General features: G+C 43.7%; 17 protein-coding genes. 2 read left to right on the forward strand and 15 right to left on the reverse strand.

From position 1 onward, the window contains the following. Positions 1–310: 310 nt before the first annotated feature. The 4 genes from RT269_RS07295 to RT269_RS07310 form a co-directional block, all read right to left on the reverse strand. Positions 311–670: an acylphosphatase gene (locus RT269_RS07295; RefSeq protein WP_313181573.1), complete on the reverse strand. Its 360-nt coding sequence runs from the start codon at positions 668–670 to the stop codon at positions 311–313. A 161-nt stretch (positions 671–831) separates the two neighbouring features. Continuing rightward, positions 832–1848 carry a UDP-glucose 4-epimerase GalE gene (galE, locus tag RT269_RS07300; RefSeq protein WP_313181574.1) on the reverse strand — a complete coding sequence of 339 codons (1017 nt, stop codon included), beginning with the start codon at positions 1846–1848 and terminating at the stop codon, positions 832–834. 50 nt (positions 1849–1898) lie between these two features. Further along, on the reverse strand, positions 1899–3011 hold the full coding sequence (locus tag RT269_RS07305; RefSeq protein WP_313181575.1) for a phosphotransferase enzyme family protein: 1113 nt from the start codon (positions 3009–3011) through the stop codon (positions 1899–1901). After that, positions 3011–3940 (reverse strand): nucleotidyltransferase family protein, encoded by a 930-nt coding sequence (locus tag RT269_RS07310; protein WP_313181576.1) that lies wholly within the window; start codon positions 3938–3940, stop codon positions 3011–3013. Before RT269_RS07310 ends, RT269_RS07305 begins: the two co-directional genes overlap by 1 nt. Positions 3941–4107: 167 nt before the next feature. Here RT269_RS07310 and RT269_RS07315 point away from each other — a divergent pair, with 167 nt between their 5' ends. After that, positions 4108–5016, forward strand: a complete 909-nt coding sequence (locus RT269_RS07315; RefSeq protein WP_313181578.1) for an AraC family transcriptional regulator — start codon at positions 4108–4110, stop codon at positions 5014–5016. A 47-nt stretch (positions 5017–5063) separates the two neighbouring features. Here RT269_RS07315 and RT269_RS07320 read toward each other — a convergent pair whose 3' ends face one another. The 9 genes from RT269_RS07320 to arcA all read right to left on the reverse strand — a co-directional run bounded on the left by RT269_RS07320 (position 5064) and on the right by arcA (position 16533). Next, positions 5064–6356 carry a UDP-N-acetylglucosamine 1-carboxyvinyltransferase gene (locus RT269_RS07320; RefSeq protein WP_313181579.1) on the reverse strand — a complete coding sequence of 431 codons (1293 nt, stop codon included), beginning with the start codon at positions 6354–6356 and terminating at the stop codon, positions 5064–5066. A gap of 107 nt (positions 6357–6463) precedes the next feature. Beyond that, positions 6464–8941, reverse strand: coding sequence for a hypothetical protein (locus RT269_RS07325; protein WP_313181580.1), 2478 nt, complete (start codon positions 8939–8941; stop codon positions 6464–6466). A 204-nt stretch (positions 8942–9145) separates the two neighbouring features. Beyond that, entirely contained in the window at positions 9146–10927 is a 1782-nt protein-coding gene (gene argS, locus RT269_RS07330) for an arginine--tRNA ligase (RefSeq protein WP_313181581.1), read from the reverse strand. Between the two features lie 17 nt (positions 10928–10944). Then, positions 10945–11409 (reverse strand): arginine repressor, encoded by a 465-nt coding sequence (locus RT269_RS07335; RefSeq protein ID WP_312441112.1) that lies wholly within the window; start codon positions 11407–11409, stop codon positions 10945–10947. 25 nt (positions 11410–11434) lie between these two features. Next, positions 11435–11779, reverse strand: a complete 345-nt coding sequence (locus RT269_RS07340) for a hypothetical protein (protein WP_313181582.1) — start codon at positions 11777–11779, stop codon at positions 11435–11437. A gap of 73 nt (positions 11780–11852) precedes the next feature. Beyond that, positions 11853–13097, reverse strand: a complete 1245-nt coding sequence (locus RT269_RS07345; RefSeq protein WP_313181583.1) for an AraC family transcriptional regulator — start codon at positions 13095–13097, stop codon at positions 11853–11855. Between the two features lie 212 nt (positions 13098–13309). Next, positions 13310–14248, reverse strand: a complete 939-nt coding sequence (gene arcC, locus RT269_RS07350; RefSeq protein ID WP_313181584.1) for a carbamate kinase — start codon at positions 14246–14248, stop codon at positions 13310–13312. Positions 14249–14262: 14 nt separating this feature from the next. Continuing rightward, positions 14263–15255: an ornithine carbamoyltransferase gene (gene argF / locus RT269_RS07355; protein ID WP_312441107.1), complete on the reverse strand. Its 993-nt coding sequence runs from the start codon at positions 15253–15255 to the stop codon at positions 14263–14265. Positions 15256–15294: 39 nt separating this feature from the next. Beyond that, complete coding sequence (gene arcA, locus RT269_RS07360) at positions 15295–16533, reverse strand: arginine deiminase (protein WP_312441106.1); 1239 nt, start codon at positions 16531–16533, stop codon at positions 15295–15297. A gap of 261 nt (positions 16534–16794) precedes the next feature. Here arcA and RT269_RS07365 point away from each other — a divergent pair, with 261 nt between their 5' ends. Further along, positions 16795–17775 (forward strand): helix-turn-helix domain-containing protein, encoded by a 981-nt coding sequence (locus RT269_RS07365; RefSeq protein WP_313181585.1) that lies wholly within the window; start codon positions 16795–16797, stop codon positions 17773–17775. On the opposite strand, the gene RT269_RS07370 is transcribed toward RT269_RS07365, so the two are convergent. Together RT269_RS07370 and arcD are read right to left on the reverse strand one after the other, a co-directional pair. Continuing rightward, entirely contained in the window at positions 17767–18753 is a 987-nt protein-coding gene (locus tag RT269_RS07370) for a helix-turn-helix transcriptional regulator (RefSeq protein WP_313181587.1), read from the reverse strand. The two genes, RT269_RS07365 and RT269_RS07370, sit on opposite strands and share 9 nt — an antisense overlap. Positions 18754–18953: 200 nt before the next feature. Further along, entirely contained in the window at positions 18954–20375 is a 1422-nt protein-coding gene (gene arcD / locus RT269_RS07375) for an arginine-ornithine antiporter (RefSeq protein WP_313181588.1), read from the reverse strand. Positions 20376–20657 lie beyond the last annotated feature (282 nt).

The raw sequence follows: 20657 nt of genomic DNA on the forward strand, positions 1-20657 counted from the left end.
CTACAATTATGCCTGGATTCTTTGTATTACTTTTGGCATTATCTCTATCCTTGGTATGCTCTATACAGTTTCTCAATCAGAGAAAATGTTGTTGGATACGTCTCATTGATTATTTCATGGAAATGCGTCGGGAAAGGTATCAGGGGAAGAAATATGAAATGCTATAGTAAATTACAAAACTGATTTTTCAAACGGAAGTAACCCTATAAAAGAAAAAAGCATCCGTCCATGGAATAAAAATCCTAAGGATAGATACTTTGACAACGGAAACAATCAGTTTTAATCTTCACGATAGTAAATAACTACGTAATTAAATTATCTTAAACTCCTCTTCCTGGTTTAAAACAGTTCTTATATCTTTCTGCATTTGGCTTATTTTAATACGTTTCAGTGAATTCATAAACTCTAATAAGAAGTCTATTTTATTTTTCATTCCCTGAATTTCCATTTCTACATTCCCGCTCTCAAGGTTCTTTATCCATCCAGTTAATTTTAGTCTTAATGCCAGCTGCTCTATTTCCAGACGAAAACCAACGCGTTGTACTCTTCCCGAAAAAATAATATGATACCGCATGATCTTATCCGGTTCAAATTCTGGAATATTAATGTTTCTCACCTGTCCAATGACATAATTATTCCTGATCTGTTTCAACATCTTTTTTATCTTCATCTTTACCCCAAAATAAATTCATATTTTATCAGTATTAAAGTTCAACGGTAATCTGAAATAATTGCTGTTTGATGGATTGAAAGGAAATTATAGAGCATCTGCTCCCGGCTGGCCAACACTCAGACCAGCCGGTGCATCATGCAGGCAAAGGTCCTAAGCCTTTACCTGTATCCGTTAGGATTCCCGGACTGCCATCTCCAGGAGTCTTCACACATCTCGTCAATTCCGCGTTTCGCTTCCCAGCCAAGCTCCTTTTTAGCCAGAGCTGCATCTGCATAGCATTCTGCAATATCGCCTAGGCGGCGGGGCTTGATGGAATATGGGATATTTTTTCCGCATGCCTTTGAAAACGCTTCGATCATCTGAAGCACGCTAAAGCCCTGCCCGGTTCCCAGATTATAGATACGTACCAACGGCTCTGAGGAGGCCAGCTTTTCAAGGGCCTTTACATGCCCAACGGCCAGATCTACCACATGGATATAATCCCTGACTCCGGTTCCATCAGGCGTGTCATAGTCATTTCCAAATACACCTACTTCCTTCAGCTTGCCTACTGCAACCTGGGTAATGTAGGGTGTTAAGTTATTGGGGATTCCTGCAGGATCTTCACCGATTAAACCGCTCTTATGAGCGCCAACAGGATTGAAATAGCGAAGAATGATCACACTCCATTCCGGATCAGCGGTATGAAGGTCTGTGAGGATCTGCTCCAGCATGCCCTTTGTCTGCCCGTAAGGATTGGTAATAGCACCTTTGGGGCATTCTTCTGTGATCGGTACAAATGCCGGATCTCCGTATACGGTTGCTGAGGAGCTGAATATGATGTTCTTTACCTTATGCTCCCTCATAACATCACACAGAATCAGAGTCCCGGTGATGTTGTTGTGGTAATATTCCAAAGGTTTGGCAACGGACTCTCCCACAGCCTTTAACCCGGCAAAATGGATGACAGCATCGATTATCTCATAATCAAATATCTCATCTAATGCAGCCCGGTCCAAAAGATCTGCTTCATAGAAGGTCACCGTTTTCCCGGTAATGGCTTCTACCCGCTCCAGAGATACCCTGGAGGAGTTGCAAAGGTTATCCACTACTACAACTTCATGACCTTGTTCCAAAAGCTCAATGCATGTATGGCTGCCGATATATCCGGCGCCTCCGGTTACCAATATTCTCATATTCTCTCCTCTTTCTTTTTCATATTTTACTTACGAATGACTCAAGTGGATCATTTTTCACTCTTGCGGACGATTTCTTTCATTTCTTCCCATTTCTTCTCCATATCGGCTACAAGGGCAAACTGGGTCCTGGCACGGTCCAGATTGTGATTTTCTCTGCTTGTGTGGAAATAAGTATCTCCCTGAAGGAAATCTGTTAAGAAGCGGACGCCGCACTCAAAGGTCATCAGCTTTGCTCCCATAGGAAGCATCTCCTTTTCCTCCGTCGTCAGACTTCCCTTGCACCCCTCTAAATATCCTCTGGTATAAGTCTCAAACAGAGGCAGGGACAAGGATACCTTGCTTACATCAGGCTCATCCTCTTCTGCCGTATTGGCCCCAAAACGGATGGAATCGCCAAAATCAAAGATGGACAGGCCTGGCATAATCGTATCCAGGTCAATCACGCACAGGGCTTCTCCGGTTTCATCATCGATCATGATGTTATTAAGCTTTGTATCATTGTGGGTAACACAGAGAGGGAGCCTGCCTTCCTTTAACATATCCATGGCAATGGCTGCCTCTTTCTCCCGGTCAAGGGCGAATTTTATTTCAGCCTCTACCAGATGGGCACGGCCGCAGGTATCGGCTTTCACAGCCGCCTTAAAGGCTTCCATACGAACCGGGGTGTTGTGGAAATCAGGGATGGTTTCCGCCAGTTCATCTGCCGGATATTCTGCCAGCAGGCGTTTAAACCGCCCGAAGGCCTTGCCGCTCCGGTAGAAATCCTCCGGTTGCCTTACCTTATCATAGGTGGTTGCCCCTCCAATAAAAAGATAGCCTCTCCAATAATTCCCATCACTGTCCTGACAGTAATCCTTACCATCTTTTGCTTTAACAATATTAAGCGTCTCCCTGGCCGGATCTCCGCCCTGGGCCTGGATCCGTTCCCGCAAAAAGGAAGTGACGCCTGCAATATTTCTCATGAGAGAAACCGGATCCTTAAAGACGTCATGGTTGATTCTCTGGATGATGTAGTGTTTTTCCCCTTCTTCTGTTTTGCAGATCAGACGAAATGTATCATTAATATGACCGCTTCCATAGCGGTTCCATGAAAGTGGCTCTCCCTCAAAGGTCAGAAGCCCGATGGCCTCTTTGATTTTTCCGCACTGTGCGTCTCCCATTACTTTTCCTCCCATAGCTTATCCGGATACAGGCCGGCTTCTTTCAGTTCTTTGATGGCATTGACCACTGTCTCTTTGTCTTCTTTGTAAGTGACTCCGTACCATCGGTCCACGCTCTTAAGTACTGAAACCTCTGCCTTGCCTTCCTTTAACAGCTCATCAACCACAAAGGGAAGGAAGTATTCACACTTCAACGGATTTACAGGAAGCTCTCTGTCTAAGAATGCGGCAAACCGTTCCTCAAGCTCCTTTAATATGCTGCTTGTAAATCCCCACATGTTCATGGACACGATGGTGTCCTCTCCTAGTTCTGTCCAGGTTTTCCCGTCATCTTCTGTAAATTCCGCCATGTCGCCATGCTTTTCGATCCTGGTCCGCTCATGAATGTCAACGAGCATTCCCGCTTCATCGGTGCTGCACACACCTCTTGCCACATGACCGTTTTCCGTCAGGGTGTTGTAAAGCTGATAGCCGACCATGGTGTACTGGTATCTCTCCCCGTCAGAAACCTTGTTAAGCTGGTTATAAATGGAAACAAAGGCACTTCTGCCGTAGTAATCATCTGCATTAATAACCGCAAAAGGTCCGTCTACCACGTCCTTGCAGCATAAAATTGCATGTCCTGTTCCCCAGGGCTTTACTCTTCCCTCCGGTATCTCATAGCCTTCCGGAAGCTTATCAAGCTCCTGATATACATATTCTACCTGCACATGAGCCGCCATACGGTTCCCGATGTTTTCTTTAAATTCCTTTTCAATGTCTTTTTTAATGATAAAGACAACCTTTTCAAATCCAGCCCAAACCGCATCATAGATAGAAAAGTCAATGATTTTGTTGCCATGGGCATCCACAGGGTCGATCTGCTTTAAACCACCGTAGCGGCTTCCCATACCTGCTGCCATAATTACCAGAACCGGTTTCTTGTTCATCGATGTTACCTCCTAAATTCTATTACCCTCAGTATAATGAATGCAGGCCAAAAGATATTTGCACTATTTATTATTTAATTTGCATTATCGTTCTCTTCTCACCATTTTACCATGGAATGTGGTATACTGTCCATAACACATTCACATCTGTACGGAAGGAGGTTTCCATGGCATATAAAAGCACCCAGCTGCGTTCCTCAGCGATCGTAAAAAAAGTTATAACCATTCACTATTTTGAATACATGAGCGATTTCTCCTTTCCAGGGGAAAGCCATGACTTCTGGGAGTTTGTGTGCGTTGACAAGGGGGTCATCGATGTAATGGCCGGAGAAAAACGGATCCCCTTAAAGCGGGGAAACATCATCTTTCACAAGCCCGGGGAGTTTCACAATATCCTGACCAACGGAACCGTTGCCCCCAATCTGGTGGTGGTAAGCTTTGAATGCAGCTCTCCATTCATGAAATCCTTTGAGGGAGAAGTCCTGTCCGTACAGGAGACGGAGATGGCTCTGCTTGCGCAAATCATCATTGAGGCGAGGAATGCCTTTTCAGGAAGGCTTGACGACCCCTACCAGGAGGAACTGGTGCGAAGGCAGCCCTCCCTGTCCTTTGGAGCAGAGCAGCTGATCGGAAATTATTTAGAAGAACTGATCATCCATCTTTACCGCAGATACTTTTCAAATCCGGAGCAGATTTCCACGGGACGGGTCACCACAAGTCCCATGCACGGAGATGCACACAACCGCATCATCCGATATATGGAGGAGCACATCGGGGAACACCTTACCATTGAAACCATCTGCCGGGATAATTTAACCGGACGGTCGCAGCTGCAGAAAATTTTCCATAAAGCATATGGCTGCGGGGTCATCGATTTCTTTACAGGCATGAAAATCGACGCAGCCAAGCAGCTGATCCGCAGCAACCAGTTGAACTTTACCGAGATTGCAGACCGTTTGGGTTATACCTCTGTCCACTATTTTTCCAGGCAGTTCAAAAAGCTGACCGGGATGACGCCGTCGGAATATGCCACCTCCATACGGTCTCTTTCGGAAAAAGGTATGGAAAAACAATAGTACTGCTCGTTGCCCGGCAAATAGGAAAAGGCGGGAAATATCCCCGCCTAGCCAACTTTTAATTTAAATTTCTTTACTTCATGTTCAGAATCTACCTTTTCGATCACGGCGCCAAGGCCCTGAAGCTTTTCTTCAAAGCATTCATAGCCCCTCTGGATATATCCGATCTCATCCACAACCGTATATCCATCCGCAGCTAATCCGGCAATCACCAGCGCCGCACCTGCACGTAGATCAGGAGCGTTGACAAACGCCCCGCTAAAGCCATCGACTCCGTCAATAACGGCTACATTTCCTTCTACTTTGACATTTGCTCCCATACGGGAAAGTTCATCTACATAGCGGAAACGGTTTTCAAAAATACTCTCTGTGACTACGCTGGCACCTTTTGCAAGGGCCAGGGTCACTGTCATCTGAGGCTGCATATCAGTTGGAAATCCCGGATATGGAAGCGTTTTGATATCGGTATGTTTCTGATAGGACTTCCCTACTACACGGACCGCATCATCGAACTCCACGACCTCGCACCCAATCTCCAGAAGTTTTGCAGAAATGGCCTCTAAATGCTTAGGGATGACATTTTTTACCATTACATCCCCACGGGTGATGGCAGCAGCACACATAAAGGTACCTGCTTCAATCTGATCCGGAATGATGGAGTATTCGGTTCCATGGAGCTTTCTTACCCCGCGGATGCGGATGGTATCCGTGCCGGCGCCCTTGATATTGGCACCCATACTGTTTAAAAAGTTTGCCACATCAACTACATGTGGCTCTTTTGCCACGTTTTCCAGTATCGTTTGTCCCTCTGCAAGGGTAGCAGCCATCATGACATTGATGGTAGCCCCAACGCTTACCACATCCAGATAGATATGGCTTGCCACCAGATCAATGGCATGGGCGATGACGGCCCCCCGTTCAATCTTCACATCAGCTCCAAGAGCGCGGAATCCTTTTAAGTGCTGGTCAATAGGCCTGCTTCCGATGTTGCAGCCTCCCGGAAGGGGAACCTGGGCGCTTTTGTATTTGCCAAGCATGGCTCCTATGAAATAATAGGAAGCCCTGATCTTACGGATATAATCATCATCTACCGAAACTTCCCGGATGGTCTTTCCATTGATGCAGACCGTATGCCTGTCAATCCGTTCTACCTTGGCACCGATCTCCTCTATGGCCTCCAGCAACACATTTATATCTCTGACATCAGGTAGATTATCGATCAGAACATCTTCGTCTGTCATGATCGCTGCTGCCAGAATTCCTAAAGCGGCATTCTTTGCTCCGCCAATGGTCACTTCACCGACCAGGGGATTTCCGCCCTTCATAATATACTGCTCCATTTCACACCTCTGATTATCATGTTATCTATTACAAATTTCTTAAAATTCATCCATTAACCTTTTATGATTATATCATATCTTATGAATTTGTAAAGAGAACGCATTTTCTATTCCGTAAATACTCCGCAGACAAAGTCATTCCCCTGGCCGGCAAAGTATGCAGAGGCATCATTTAAGCCCATCTTCTGGCTCTCTCCGGTTCCTGGATTATAGACCGTTACATTATAGGAATCATAGCCCGAAAGGAGCACATAGCCGTCCTGAATGGTATAGGCTGCCACCGGACATCCATGACCGATGAAATACAATACCTGGCTTAAGGTACAGCCCCTGGCATCTAACATAAGGACTCCATCCCCATAGAAGCTGTTATCCGTAAACCCTTCCAAGTTCCGCAGAAAGGCTGCTCCTGTTTTTAGAGGTTCCTTCATATTTCGGACCGGCGGACGGTTCACCCGGCTCCATATGATTTCCTGATTCTTATCGGTCACAACTCCCATTTTATCATACGCAAGGGCAAGGGCATCCGTAAAGCTGCGGCTGCCTCCGAGATAACGGCCTCCCCCATAAGCATAAAACCGGTTTTCCTGGTTTCTGGCATTCCCCTTTAGCTCTACCACTTCCGTGGTTTCATAGGCTACCTTTTTAGGAACCGCAATTTTTACGTCCCGGCTTACCGCCTCTTTATCCAACTGGACAAAATACAGCTTTCGCCTGTCCTCTGAGGCATACCAGCCAATGCCTTCCATCTCTCCGTCTGCAAGCTCCTGGTTGCAGACAATGGTATCCTGCTTAAAAGCAACATAGGACTGATCACCGGATTTTGACACCTGAGTCAGATGGATCCGGCTGTCATCCACGGACACATCTGCGATATAAACATTCTCATGTTCATATTCCTTAACGATCTTTCCGCTTTGATCCATGATCTCGATCCGGTACATGGGAGCATCCTTTATCCTTCCGTTTTGCACCCATATGTCGCCTTTTCGGGCAATTCCGTAAATAAAATCATCCCCTACAAATCCAAGGGGCCTGTAAATATTATTCTCGCCTCCGGTTATCTCCCTTTTTACTCCGGTATCCAGATCCATGAGATGAACCACTCCGGCTCCATAAAGGTCACTGCTCTCCTGCCATGCAAAACGGCTCGACCTGCTGCTGACCGCATATCCGCCCTTAACCAGGGAGTCCGCCAGGACCATATATTCATTGCTGTTTAAATCAATACCGTAAACCGCCCGGTCCGCCATCAGATAAAGCATCCCATTGGTTCCCACATGAGCCAGCTGGTCGATGTCTTCCTTAAGCATCTCAAAGGACAGGGTCACAGGAGTGAAGAAACGCTCCGTGGTGGCGTTGTCCTGACTGCTGTACTGATACATGGCGATCCCTAAGCTTCCTTCGTGGATCCCACGGTTCATATACCCATAAACCAGAAAATCCACATCCCCGTTATCTTTGACCGACAATATCTTAATATCATGCTGGTTGTAGCCGCTGCGAAGCCCATCGTCTTCTCCGCTTCGGAAGGAGAACACCTTTACCGCATGCTCACGGTTCTGGTCAAAGGCCCAAAGATCCCGGTTTACCACATAGGCCAGGCAATCCCCTGACGGACTTTTAGCCGTCCGTATTTCATCCGGGTTTGCAATCCCCAGTATAATCCGTTTACCGTTGAACAATCCTTTCTGGCCGGAAAATACCTGATTGGTATTCCGTTCAAAATCCATAAGGTAGATACGCCTGCTGTCCCATTTCATAGTATAACTGTCTTCCACCTCATAAAGCTCCTGAATATCATCTTCTCCGGTTCTGGTCACCTCATAGTCCAGTTTCACGCTGCACATGATTCCATCTAAATCTTTTAAAGTGACCCTTATGTCTCCTGCCGGTTCCACGGTAAGCCCTCCCCATGTAAGCTGGGAAAAGCTGGAGCGAATGGTCACATGGCCAAGGGAGCTGTTATCCTCTCCCTCGCTGGTTTCCAGATAAGTGGTAAGCTGCCGGGCCTGATCATAATCAAAGGTCCGGGTCGTAAAATCAACTGCAAAATCGATCATATCCTTTGCATTGGTGCTGTCCGTCCACATGATGCGGGTATAATAAAGCAGCTTCCCATTCCCGGAGGTATCCAGTGTCAGGATGAGAAGGTATTCCTTATCCTTTGTTAAAAGGTTCTGGATCGGAAGCGTGGCCGTAACGCCTCCCTCTCCCTTGTTCCACGCATCTATCTTTGTCCGTTCCACCAGTCGTCCTAAGTCCATGCTGCGGACTTCATACTCAATCCCCTGGATGCTGCCTTTATAGTCTGATATCTGTATGTTCATGGATCTGTCCGCAGGAAGAACGGTAAGGGCTTCCCGGGAAACCCCCTGCTTCATATCCTGGGTATATCCATGGAGAAGGTTCATCTTTCTTCCGTACATATCGGAATATACCACGGGCAAGGCTGCCTCATCCATGGAGGTATATACCATAACATCGTTATTTTCAGCATTTTTCTGGTTCCATATAAAATAAACTGCGATTGCTATAACGAAAACCGCAGATAAAATTCCTACTTTTTTAATTAACTGATTCATCCCAAACTTCCTCTGTTTTCGCATTTTTGTATACTAATGATCACGCGGATATGCTTGTAATCCAATTGGCTCATAAACTCAAGGTTGAAAGATGTTTTTCTTTCAACCTCGTCATCTTTATTGTATACAATAATATCCAAAACTACAATGAAAACTTTCTTAAACATTCGTTAATTAGAAGAATTTTGAGGTCAGTTTTCTTTATTACATACTGTCCGGCGCGGAGAATCCAAGAACATCAATACAGGTTTCCAAAATCCTTTTGCAAAGCACCAACAGAGAAAGGTGGGATTTCTGTACCTCTTCATCCGTCTGGACAAGGATTTTTGTCTCATGGTAAAACCGGTTAAATGCATTGGAAAGATCGTAGATATAGGTACATATCTTATGAGGTGCAAACTCCTCATAGGCGGCTTCCATTACTGCTCCGAAAGCTGCCAGAATGAGCATCAGGTTTTTCTCACTTCTGTCATGAGGGATTAAAACCATGGGTCTTTCCAGGTTTCTCCCCATTTTCTCATACTTATTTAAAATAGACTTGATCCTTACAATGGTATATAAAATATAAGGACCTGAATTTCCTTCAAAAGAGAGAAACCGTTCCATATCAAACACATAATCTTTTGATGCCTGGTTGGATAAATCCCCGTATTTTAATGCGGCTACAGCGACCGTTTCCGCTGTTTTCAGTATTTCTTCCTTCTTTAAGCCTTCCGGTCTGTTTCTGGAATTCTCTTCCATCTTCTGGTACATCTCCCCAGTGATTTCTTTCATTAACACTTCCAGACGCATGACTCCGCCCTCACGGGTCTTAAATGGTTTTCCATCCGTTCCGTTCATAGTGCCGAATCCCAGATGCGTCAGTTTTATACCAGCCGGAACCAGTCCTGTCTTTCTGGCACAACGGAATACCTGAAGAAAATGCATCTCCTGGCGCTTGTCCACAACATAAAGAATCATATCCGGATGAAAATCCTTTTCCCGCTGGACAATCGTTGCCAGATCCGTTGTGGTATAAAGAGAAGCACCGTCTGATTTTTTCAAAATACAGGGAACTACCTCTTTATCATCTTCCTCGCAGGATACGTCAACCACCAGTGCTCCTTCGCTCTCATAGGCATATCCTTCTTTCTGCATCCGGTCAATCATATCCGGAATGTAGGCTTCTGCATCTGACTCTCCGTACCACAGTTCAAAATGTACGTTCAGATGATCATAGATTTTCCGAATATCCTGAACGGAAATATTTAAGATATGCCTCCAAAGCTCGTAATAACCAGACTTCCTGCTCTGAAGAAAAACGGTCGCCTGCCTGGCTTCTTCCTTAAAATCCTCATCCTTTTTCGCTCTTGAACTGGCTGCTGTATAAAGACTTTCCAGATCAGCAATGGTAAACGGCGCTTTTTTAGGATACTCTCCTATATGCTCATCATCAAAATAAACCAGATCCGGCATTCTATGCTTCAGTTCTGTAATAATAAGCCCCATTTGAAGTCCCCAATCCCCGATATGTACATCACCGATCATTTCATGTCCCATATACCGGCCGATCCGTTTTACGCTTTCTCCGATAATAGCAGAACGGAGATGTCCTACATGAAGAGGCTTTGCCACATTCGGGCCTCCGTAATCCACTATGATAGTTTTTCTTTCTCTGCTCTGTTCACAGCCCATACGGCTGTCACCCAGCATCTCATTGAGGTAAGAAGTTAAAAATTTTTCTGATACGTTAAAATTTATAAATCCTGGAGACAGGACCTGAATCCTGGTAAACAATCCGGAATCTTTTAATTTTCCCGCAATTTCACCTGCAATCTCCAACGGAGCCTTACGAACCTTCTTTGCCAGCGCCATGGCGCCGCTGCACTGGTATTCACACAAATCCGGACGAGCAGACAAGGTTACTGCTGCCTTTTCTCTTTCATAACCACAGGCTTCAAATGCCCTGCCCATTTCAGAGGTTAAAATACTTAAAAACTTGTCCATAAACATTCCATCCCTTCTTAACTGTTAATATTCTTAAACTGCTCAGCCAGCTGATGTGATGTACCTTCCCTTGTAATAACAAAAATGGTATCATTCCCGGCAATGGTTCCTATGATTTCGTTCCAGCCCAGTTCATCAATGATGGAACAGACCGAGGCAGCCATTCCAGGCTCGCAGGCAATGACAATCACATTCCCTGACTGCTCCACAGCCTTAACTGCCATGGAAAACAGTACAAAAAGCCTGTGGGATATCTGGCGCTTGGGAACGATTCTGCTTTGAAAATATCCTTCTCCATTTACTCCCTTTATAAGGTTCATTTCACGAATGTCCCGGGATAAGGTAGCCTGAGTCACATGAATTCCCTCCCGGCTTAAGCAATCCTTAAGCATTGTCTGGGTCATAATGGGGTGTCGCCTGATCAGTTCAAGGATTTTCTTCTGGCGCCTGCTTTTTATATTATCTTTCTCTAATTCATTCACGGCATTCCCCTTCTATCTACATCTCCTAAAGAATTTCAACTCCAGTTTCCATATCCCGGTCAGGAACCATCAGGGCCAGTTTCCCCGCCCGGTCCTCCGCCACCATCAGCATGCCTTCTGATTTCATCCCTGCCAGCCTGGTGGTCTTCACATTTTCCAGAACCATTACCTTTTTTCCAATGACTTCTTCCGTTTTATAATATCCCTTAAGACCGGAAAGAATCTGGCATATCTTATTCCCGATCTCTACCTGAAAGCATAAAAGCCGGTTTGACTGGGTTACTTCCGTACACTTTACGATTTTCCCTATTTTAAACTTCATTTTAATCAGATGATCACAAGTTACATATTCTTCTTTTTGGTATTCCATTCTTTTCCCTCTTACCTTTCCACTTTTTCGCAACGCTCTTGTTGCATAGAGGCAGACCCGCAGGGTGCCTCCATTAGTTGACAAGCATTGCCTGGGTTGTCCGGAACTCATTGGGCAGAACATGTCTGAGTTGAATAAAGTTCCTGCGAAATGTATTTACCGTGCCATAGCCTACTTCAATGGCAATATCCGTAATAGATTTATTCGTATCAAGAAGCATTTCACATGACTTATCTATCCGGAGCCGGTTTATAAAATCAGAAAAATTGCATTCTACCTGCATAATCAAATGCCGGTTCATCTCTTCTATGGAAATGCCGAATTTTTCAGACGTTCCCAGTGCCTGAATATCCTCCTGATAGTTTTTAGTAATATATTCCACAAGTTGGTACGCCAGCCTTTTTTCTTCTATATTAGTAATGTTCAAAACTTTTTGATAGGTTCTCCGATACTCACTGACCTTATTTTCCATCCGGCTGGAAAACACCTTGGATATATGCGCCGCATCTACATATCCCAGAATAGGCGCAATATCCTCCAACGTCATATCCGTATACAAAAGGTAATTGATTATTTTCATAATCCGCATTTCACTCACCAGTTCTTGAAACGCAAGTCCTGTTTTTTCATAGATATACATCCGGACCGATGATCTGCTTAAATAAAACTGTTTTGCAATTCTTTCCAAGGTGATCTTTTCACCCAGATGCATGTAGATGTAACGCAGAATCAACATCCGGTTGTCTTCCAAATCGTTTTTCATACTTATTATTTTATCCCGATTATCTATCACACGGCAAAATGCAATAATCAAAGAAGAAACCAGCATAATAATGTTTATTTCCTGATAGGACCTTCTTTCCCGAAAATCCATTACAGATTCAATTCCCACCTCTTCCCTGATTTTAGAAAAGAGGTATTCCATCTCTTTTTTCCTTTCATTCGATAGATATGCATAGGGAGATTCTTCCAGTCTCTTTAATACGGAAACCGGATCCCATATGCAGGAAGAAGATTTTAGATTCTCCGCCACCACATCATAATTATATTTAACAATTTCAAAATTTAAGGACTCCTTCACCTCTACGACTTGCGTACATTCCCAAGGCAGTATGGAAAGCAGTACCCCTGATTTTAATTCATACCTTTTTCTGTCTATCTCAATACTGCCTTTTCCTTCTCTCACTAAAATGAATCTTGGACTTCTGTGATACAACGGCAAAGTTCTTTCCGTGATTGTTTCGTAATCAAAAGTGCATATTTTTTTAATATCAATCTTTGAACAGAACTGCGTCTGCAGCTCAATATACTCTTTCATCTTGTCAAATCCTTCCAGATTTTGCGAAATACATTTATAAGTTATTGTATATTCATCCGTTTCTCTGTAATATAAGTAGTTTTATTCATACATCAGGAAAAGATATCCCATTTTATCTGCATACAGAGGCGCCGTCTGTTGAACATGCACGCATGTTCGCCCAGCTCACTGTCCTCGTAAATAAAATGGGGGGGGATATCTTTTCTTTCGTCTTATCTGCTGACAATCCTTGTTCCAGTTGTTCCGTTTAAAGCCTCTGCTGCTTTTTCCAGAGAACAGATAATAGATATTCCATCCTTTTTCTGCTCTATGAATTTCATAGCAGCCTTTACCTTGGGAAGCATGCTGCCTGCAGCAAAATGGCCTTCTTCTATATACTGCTCAGCCTGTGCAAGAGTAATCTGAGAAAGATCTTCCTGGTTTGGTTTTCCAAAGTGAATGGAAACCCGGTCCACTGCGGTCAGTATGACAAATACATCTGCCTCCACCAGCTCCGCCAGTTTTTCAGCTGCCAGATCCTTATCAACCACTGCAGCCACTCCATGGTAGGAACCATCCCCGTCTCTGACTACAGGGATGCCGCCGCCTCCGCCGGCAATGACTACATGATTGGCATTAATCAGCGTATTTAATGAAATTCTTTCATAGATGCTTACCGGCTGCGGAGACGCCACCACCCGGCGGTATCCCCGTCCGGAATCCTCTACATACTTCCGGCCGGTTTCCTCCATCAGTTTTTTTGCTTCCGCCTCACCATAATATCTTCCAATGGGTTTCGTAGGATTCTCAAAAGCCGGATCCCTTTCATCCACAATCACCTGCGTCAGCATCGTAATAACAACCGTATCTTCAATGTGATTTCTAACAAGCTCCTGATCAATGGCCTGCTGAAGATGATAACCGATATATCCCTGACTCATAGCCGTACATTCAGGAAGCTGCATATCCGGTACAATTCCCGCCTCATGACCCTTTTCAAAAGCAAGGTTTATCATTCCTACCTGGGGACCGTTTCCATGGCACACGACCACCTCATATCCCGCTTTTACGATATTTACAACTGCCGCCGCCGTAATTCTTACCCGCTCCAACTGTTCTTCCGATGTATTGCCCAGCGCATTTCCGCCCAGGGCGATTACAATTCTTTTCATCCTGGTCAACCTTTCTAGCAAAGTGTTGCATACATAACTGCTTTAATGGTATGCATACGATTTTCTGCCTCATCAAAAACCTTGGAATACCTGGCTTCAAAAACCTGATCTGTTACTTCCATTTCTGCCAGGCCGAATTTCTGATAAATGTCTTCTCCAATGGTGGTTTTTCTGTCATGGAAAGATGGGAGGCAGTGCATGAAGATGGCCTGGTTTCCCGCATTCTCCATAACCGCTTCATTTACCTGATACGGGCTTAAAAGCTTGATGCGTGTCTCCCATACATCATCAGGCTCTCCCATGGAAACCCAGATATCCGTATAGACGACATCGGCTCCCATAGTTCCCTCTTCCACATCTTCCGTCAGCGTTATGGTACACTGGTTTTCTGCCGCGATCTCCCGGCACACTTCAACCAGTTCTTCGGCCGGCCACAGATCATTCGGCGCACAGGCTGTAAAATTAAGCCCCATTTTGGCACATGCCACCATTAAGGAATTTCCCATATTGTTTCTGGCATCTCCCATAAAAGTAAAGTTGATTCCCTTTAAAAATCCAAAGTGCTCTTCAATGGTCAGAAGATCTGCAAGCATCTGGGTGGGGTGAAACTGATCTGTTAATCCGTTCCAAACCGGAACACCCGCATACTGTGCTAGTTCAGTAACCAGTTCCTGGCTGAATCCCCGGTATTCAATCCCATCATACATTCTTCCAAGGACTCTTGCCGTATCCGCAATGCTTTCCTTCTTCCCCATCTGAGAACCGCCCGGATCAAGATATGTAACTCCCATTCCAAGATCATTGCCCGCCACTTCAAAAGAGCATCGGGTTCTTGTGGATGTTTTTTCAAATAATAAAACGATATTTTTTCCTTCAAGATATTTGTGGGGAGTGTTGGTTCTCTTTAAGTTCTTAAAATTCTTAGCCAGATCAATCAAATAGCGGATCTCCTCCGGTGTAAAATCCAATAATTTTAAATAGCTGCGGCCTCGTAAGTTTACTGCCATCTCTTTATCTCCTTTTTCTGTTATATTTTCAGGTAATATTTAGTAATTAACGGGTTCACGGTCCAGCGGCATACTCATGCAGCGAGGACCCCCTCTGCCTCTGGACAGTTCCGCACTTGGAATTTCAAGGACCTTCAGCCCCCTCTGTCTCAGTAATTCATTGGTCTTTGTGTTACGCTGATAGGTAACTATAGTTCCCGGCGAAATACAAAGGGTATTGGAGCCGTCGTTCCACTGCTCTCTTTCTGCTGCAATCATATCTTCTCCGCCGCATTTGATCAGTTCTACCTTATCAACGCCAAGACTTTCTTCCAGAATCGTCTCAAGATCAGAATGAAGGACTTCTACCGTGATTTCACTTCCGCAGTTTCCTTTTTCAATTTTATAAACCCGGAGGGGACCCAGAATTCCCGGATGAATGGTAAATTTATCGTAATCAATCTGGGTGAACACCGTATCCAGGTGCATAAATGCGCGGCTGTTTGGGATGTTAAATCCAAGAATGGTTTTGATTGTACTGTTTTCCTTTTCAAAAATATTCTTTGCCAGCAATTCCAGTGCATCCGGCTCCGTTCTCTGGGAAATTCCCACAGCAAGAACTTTATCGTTGATATTTAAAATATCCCCGCCTTCAATATGAAACGCGTTGTAACGGTCGTAATATTTTTCAACCTTATCTTTAAAATCCGGATGGTATTTAAAGATATACTCTCCATAAATGGTTTCCCTGTTTCTAGTTACAGAATACATCCGGTTTAAACTGACCCCGTTCCCAATACATGCAAATGGGTCACGGGTGAAATACAGATTCGGCATAGGGTCGATCACCAGTTTAGAAGAATCACTCATAAGGTCTACCAGGGAACCGCTTTTTGTATAATTCAGTTCCTTTAAAACAATTCCTTCCATAGATTTAAGTACCAGCGCCTTGCTGTCATCCTTAAATTGCATCATATAATCATAAATTTTTTTCTTATACAATTCGGTGGATATTCCGGCCTCATTGATCCACTGTTTTATGAACTCATCTCTGATTCCATCGTTTAAGTCCAACACCTCAGCCATAACATCTTCCAGATAAAGCACCTCTACCCCATTGTTCCTCAATGTCTCAGCAAATGCATCATGCTCCTGCTGTGCAGCCTCTAAAAAAGGAATATCATCAAAGAGAAGCCTCTCCAATGTATCCGGCGTCAGATTTAATAATTCCTTTCCTGGTCTGTGCAGCAATACTCGTTTTAAGCGACCAATTTCACTTTTTACATTAATACTCTGCATAATCAGTAACCTCCTTTTATGTTTTCTCTTCATCCAATTGTTTATCATTGGCATCCTTTACAACGTTTTTGCTCTTCGGCTCTCACGTCCATCAGAGAATAGCACCAAAAATCAGGGTTTGGAATAAACTTTTTCATCTATTTTTATGAATACCCTACATTTTAGACAAAACCTTCCATAAACTTTGTACATTTTTCACAATTTATCTTGACTTGATTTTTCTTACACGCTATACTGAAAGAAAAAATTTCAAGAGGAATCATGAAATTGATACTTTACTTGTATGACAATACACTTTTAATTTTATATTTCGGAGTGTGCCTTCTGGCTTTCTACCGCTATTTAAGTGAACGATGCGGTATCTCTGCCTGGCTGTCTGCACTCTATTTCTTTTTATTCGCCAATCAGCTTGTTGTATCTATGGCAGAATTTATTCCCGAATTCACCCGGATCTACCAGGATGCTTATATTTCTATGCCCATCTGGAGTACGGTTATTTCCATATCCGTTTCCATCTGCCTGTTAAAATTGAGCTGTCTGCTGAATCATACCTTAAAAGTTCCCTTCTATGAATCCATTGCTTTGTATCCATTTATTTTTCTTCTGCTGGTGGTTCCCACCTTAAAAAGCAGCAAGGGCGCCCTGTTTATTTATAACTCTCTATTCCCCATCTTCCTGCTTTACAGAAGTTTTTCGTTTCATGCTCTTGCCAATAAGACAGGTACTGCTCAGAAAGAGAAACCTTTATCCGTTTTTCATCCCATAGTCTTCCAGGCCTTTATCATTTTTTCCCTTTCCGGTATATTGGAAACCTTTATCAGGATTTTTGCTTTTCCCACTTATGGCATGATTTCCTTCTCCCGTATTCTTTCCATTGATTTTTTATTTGCTGCCACCGCCCTGATCTATATCTGTTTTTTCCTGCAAAAAACAGCAGCTCTGCATGCATGCAAAACTGCTGTGAATTTCCAGGAGTCGGATTTGGGGGTTGAAACTTCACCAAATGACGAACCTGCTTTCTATTATTCTTTTTGTAACTCCTATCATCTTACTCTGCGGGAACAAACTATCCTTACAGAGCTGTTAAACCATGCCACCGATAAGCAGATCAGCGCCAAACTTCTTATCTCAGCATTTACCGTCCGATCCCATGTCCATAACCTTCTGAAAAAAACCGGCACAAAATCCCGGCAGGAGTTATGCGTTCTGTATGAAAACAGCAAAAATCAGAACTCAGGTTAATGGATTTTGCCCCCGGCTTTCATAAAATTCCTTATATTTATGAATCAGTTCCGACCTGTTCCTGGAATCCGTTTTTTCATAAATTCCATGGGCATGAAATTTTACGGTTCCCACAGACAGTCCCAGTTCTTCTGCCATTTTCTGATAGGTCCAGTCTTTCATCAGCAGAAACAGCACATCACGCTGGCGGTTGCTCAGTCCATAAGCTGTGATAAAAGGCTCCTCTTCCAATGGGACTTCCTTTTCCGACCCGGCTTTACACGGAGCTGCTTCTGCCTGCTCTATGCTTTGAGTCAGTTGTGAAAATCCATTCTTTACTCCGATGATTGCCAGAATCGCAAAAAATATATCTTCGCTCAAATTATGTTCCGTAAACACTTTCAAGTCAAGAATATTGACTACATACTGAAAATTAAAGATAACTGTACTGTCTTCGACGAAAACCAGAACAGCAAAAATACCGCCAACAAGAAAAAGGGACCGATATTTACTGATCCGCATCTGATACTCTCTGTCCTTGGAATATGCATAATAGATAAAATAATAAAGAACATAGCCTGCCAGATATATCTGACGGATTGTGTAAAATATCCAGTGCTGCGTAGCCGAACCATTTAAGCTCCCTACATATACCGTAACACATATAAGCGGCATCATAACAATGGCATGAAGGAACCCGATTTTTTTCTCAAGAAAAGAAGATGTCAGACACAGATACAGGGCGCTTATTGCAATTCCGCAGATAACCTTAACGCCGAAGTAGGTCAGCACATGATAAGCCCCTTCGAAAAGGGGCACTTTAAGAAGAAAATCAGACATGAAAATAATCATGGAATTCAGGCAGTAAAAGAACATAAGCACGCCGGTCTCTAAATCCCTGACATGCTTGTGTTTGTAGTATGCAGTTACATTAAGCGTACCGGAACAGGCAAAAATTATGATCAGTACGATGTCAAATATAAAAATTATTGTACTCATTCGAACCTCCATTATCCTGGATGTTTCTTTGAGGTAAACCGGGCGCTCACAGTCCCCCGGCTGGTAGTACTACTGGTGAACCCAGGCCGCTTCGCAGTACCCTCAGCTTAAGGACTGCCTGTCCATGTTCAGACTATGACTCACTCCTGATCCAGAAGAATCATCGAAGGAGTTCCAAATGGTGTTTTTCAGTCAGGTAATCAAACAGCAATTCCACCGATTATCAGCATATAAACAGAAATGGCGGCCCCCAGAAGAATGAACAGTATAACGATCCCTTCCTTTTTTGAAAAGACCTTTTCTGCTCCGTTTTCTTTTCTTGCTTTCACGTACAGGAAAATACCGATAATATAAACCAGCATGCAAAGCAGAAAATATCCGATTCCGGAAGCCCAAATTGCCCATGCATAAAAGATGGTTCCGATAATTCCTACTGCCAGCTGTCCGGCCTCCCCCCTTTTTCCGCGATTTTCATAAGAAAGCTTCATCTGATATACGCATACCAGGATCCATGTAATAAAGATTGCGGCAGTACATAAAGAATAAGCAAAATTATAGGCTTTATCCGTAAATAACAGGGTAAAGATAAAAATCTGGGAAAGAACAGTCATAAAGACCAGAGAGAAGGTTGGTACATTTTTGGCATTTATTTCTCCAAATTTTTTCGGTAGAAGATTCTGCTGTGCCATCAGCAATGTAGTTTCAACAGGAAGCATAGTCCATGACAACCAACAGCCCGCGACTGATATAATCATTGCAATATTGATAAAAGCCGCTCCCCACGGGCCTACGATATAAGAAAGGAGATATGCCATGGTAGGCTGCTTTAGTTCACATATCTCACCGCGGCTCATTAATCCATAGGGCAAAAGAGATAAAAGAAGATAGACACATAAAAGTCCTGCCAGACCAAGTACGGTGGCTTTCCCCGCCGTTTTTTTTGTTTTCGCACGATCTGACATCATTGCCGCGCCCTCAATTCCCACGAATACCCACATGAGCACCATCATGCTGGAATTTACCTGAGACATCACATCTTTGAAAGAAAATTTTCCTGAAACAGTTCCCCAGAAATCCATAGTAAATATGTCCGTTTTAAACGCTATAATTGCCACAATGGAAAAAAGCAAAAGAGGAACTAATTTGCAGACAGTTATTATAACATTTAAAAATGCTGCGCTTTCAATCCCCCTGTTTACAACCAGACACATAATCCATAATATCACACTTGCCACAATAATGGAGAGAAGATTGCTTCCGTCCCCAAGTGCGGGGATAAAATAGCTGAGTGCACTCATCATAATAGTGGCAAAAGCAATATTGCCAAGCCACGCGGATAACCAGTATCCCCATCCGCTGATGAATCCTCCAAACGGGCCAAATGTCTCTGTTGCATAACTGAAAATCCCACTTAATTCAGGCCGCTTATTAATAATATTGGTCAATGCCAGGCACAGCATGAGAACTCCCACGCCGGTGATGATCCACGCCACAATAGCCGCCCCAGGACTTGTCCCCTCCGCCATGTCCGACGCAATACCAAATATTCCGCTTCCGATAGAAGAACTGATTACCAGTGCAGTCAGTGCCAAAAGTCCCAGTTTCTTATTCTCCGTTTCCATAAGAACCTCCTTATTATAAAAGTTTCATGTATATTTATACTTTTATAATAAGGAATTACAGAAAAAGATGTCTGACAAAAAAGGGCTTTTTTCTTGTAATTTGGCACCGTATTTTTTACAGATGAGATCGCATAGGATTCACAATAATAGAAATATCGGTATTTTCCGCTTCACAGTTAATACCGGTCAACAACAAGTATCAACCTTTTACTGAGAAATACCTTAAGACATTGTCATCTCATACCGGGTAAACTTAAAAAGCAGCCGTCCCGCTAAGAACAG

Source organism: Lacrimispora sp. (assembly GCF_032078915.1).
Taxonomy (GTDB): Bacteria; Bacillota; Clostridia; order Lachnospirales; family Lachnospiraceae; genus Lacrimispora.

Coding starts and splice junctions, on each gene's coding strand:
- RT269_RS07320 (WP_313181579.1), bottom strand. CDS start 6,356: ATGGAGCAGTATATTATGAAGGGCGGAAATCCCCTGGTCGGTGAAGTG.
- RT269_RS07345 (WP_313181583.1), bottom strand. CDS start 13,097: ATGAAAGAGTATATTGAGCTGCAGACGCAGTTCTGTTCAAAGATTGAT.
- galE (WP_313181574.1), bottom strand. CDS start 1,848: ATGAGAATATTGGTAACCGGAGGCGCCGGATATATCGGCAGCCATACA.
- RT269_RS07315 (WP_313181578.1), top strand. CDS start 4,108: ATGGCATATAAAAGCACCCAGCTGCGTTCCTCAGCGATCGTAAAAAAA.
- arcC (WP_313181584.1), bottom strand. CDS start 14,248: ATGAAAAGAATTGTAATCGCCCTGGGCGGAAATGCGCTGGGCAATACA.
- argF (WP_312441107.1), bottom strand. CDS start 15,255: ATGGCAGTAAACTTACGAGGCCGCAGCTATTTAAAATTATTGGATTTT.
- RT269_RS07305 (WP_313181575.1), bottom strand. CDS start 3,011: ATGGGAGACGCACAGTGCGGAAAAATCAAAGAGGCCATCGGGCTTCTG.
- RT269_RS07370 (WP_313181587.1), bottom strand. CDS start 18,753: ATGAGTACAATAATTTTTATATTTGACATCGTACTGATCATAATTTTT.
- arcD (WP_313181588.1), bottom strand. CDS start 20,375: ATGGAAACGGAGAATAAGAAACTGGGACTTTTGGCACTGACTGCACTG.
- RT269_RS07365 (WP_313181585.1), top strand. CDS start 16,795: ATGAAATTGATACTTTACTTGTATGACAATACACTTTTAATTTTATAT.
- RT269_RS07325 (WP_313181580.1), bottom strand. CDS start 8,941: ATGAATCAGTTAATTAAAAAAGTAGGAATTTTATCTGCGGTTTTCGTT.
- arcA (WP_312441106.1), bottom strand. CDS start 16,533: ATGCAGAGTATTAATGTAAAAAGTGAAATTGGTCGCTTAAAACGAGTA.
- RT269_RS07310 (WP_313181576.1), bottom strand. CDS start 3,940: ATGAACAAGAAACCGGTTCTGGTAATTATGGCAGCAGGTATGGGAAGC.
- argS (WP_313181581.1), bottom strand. CDS start 10,927: ATGGACAAGTTTTTAAGTATTTTAACCTCTGAAATGGGCAGGGCATTT.
- RT269_RS07295 (WP_313181573.1), bottom strand. CDS start 670: ATGAAGATAAAAAAGATGTTGAAACAGATCAGGAATAATTATGTCATT.
- RT269_RS07340 (WP_313181582.1), bottom strand. CDS start 11,779: ATGGAATACCAAAAAGAAGAATATGTAACTTGTGATCATCTGATTAAA.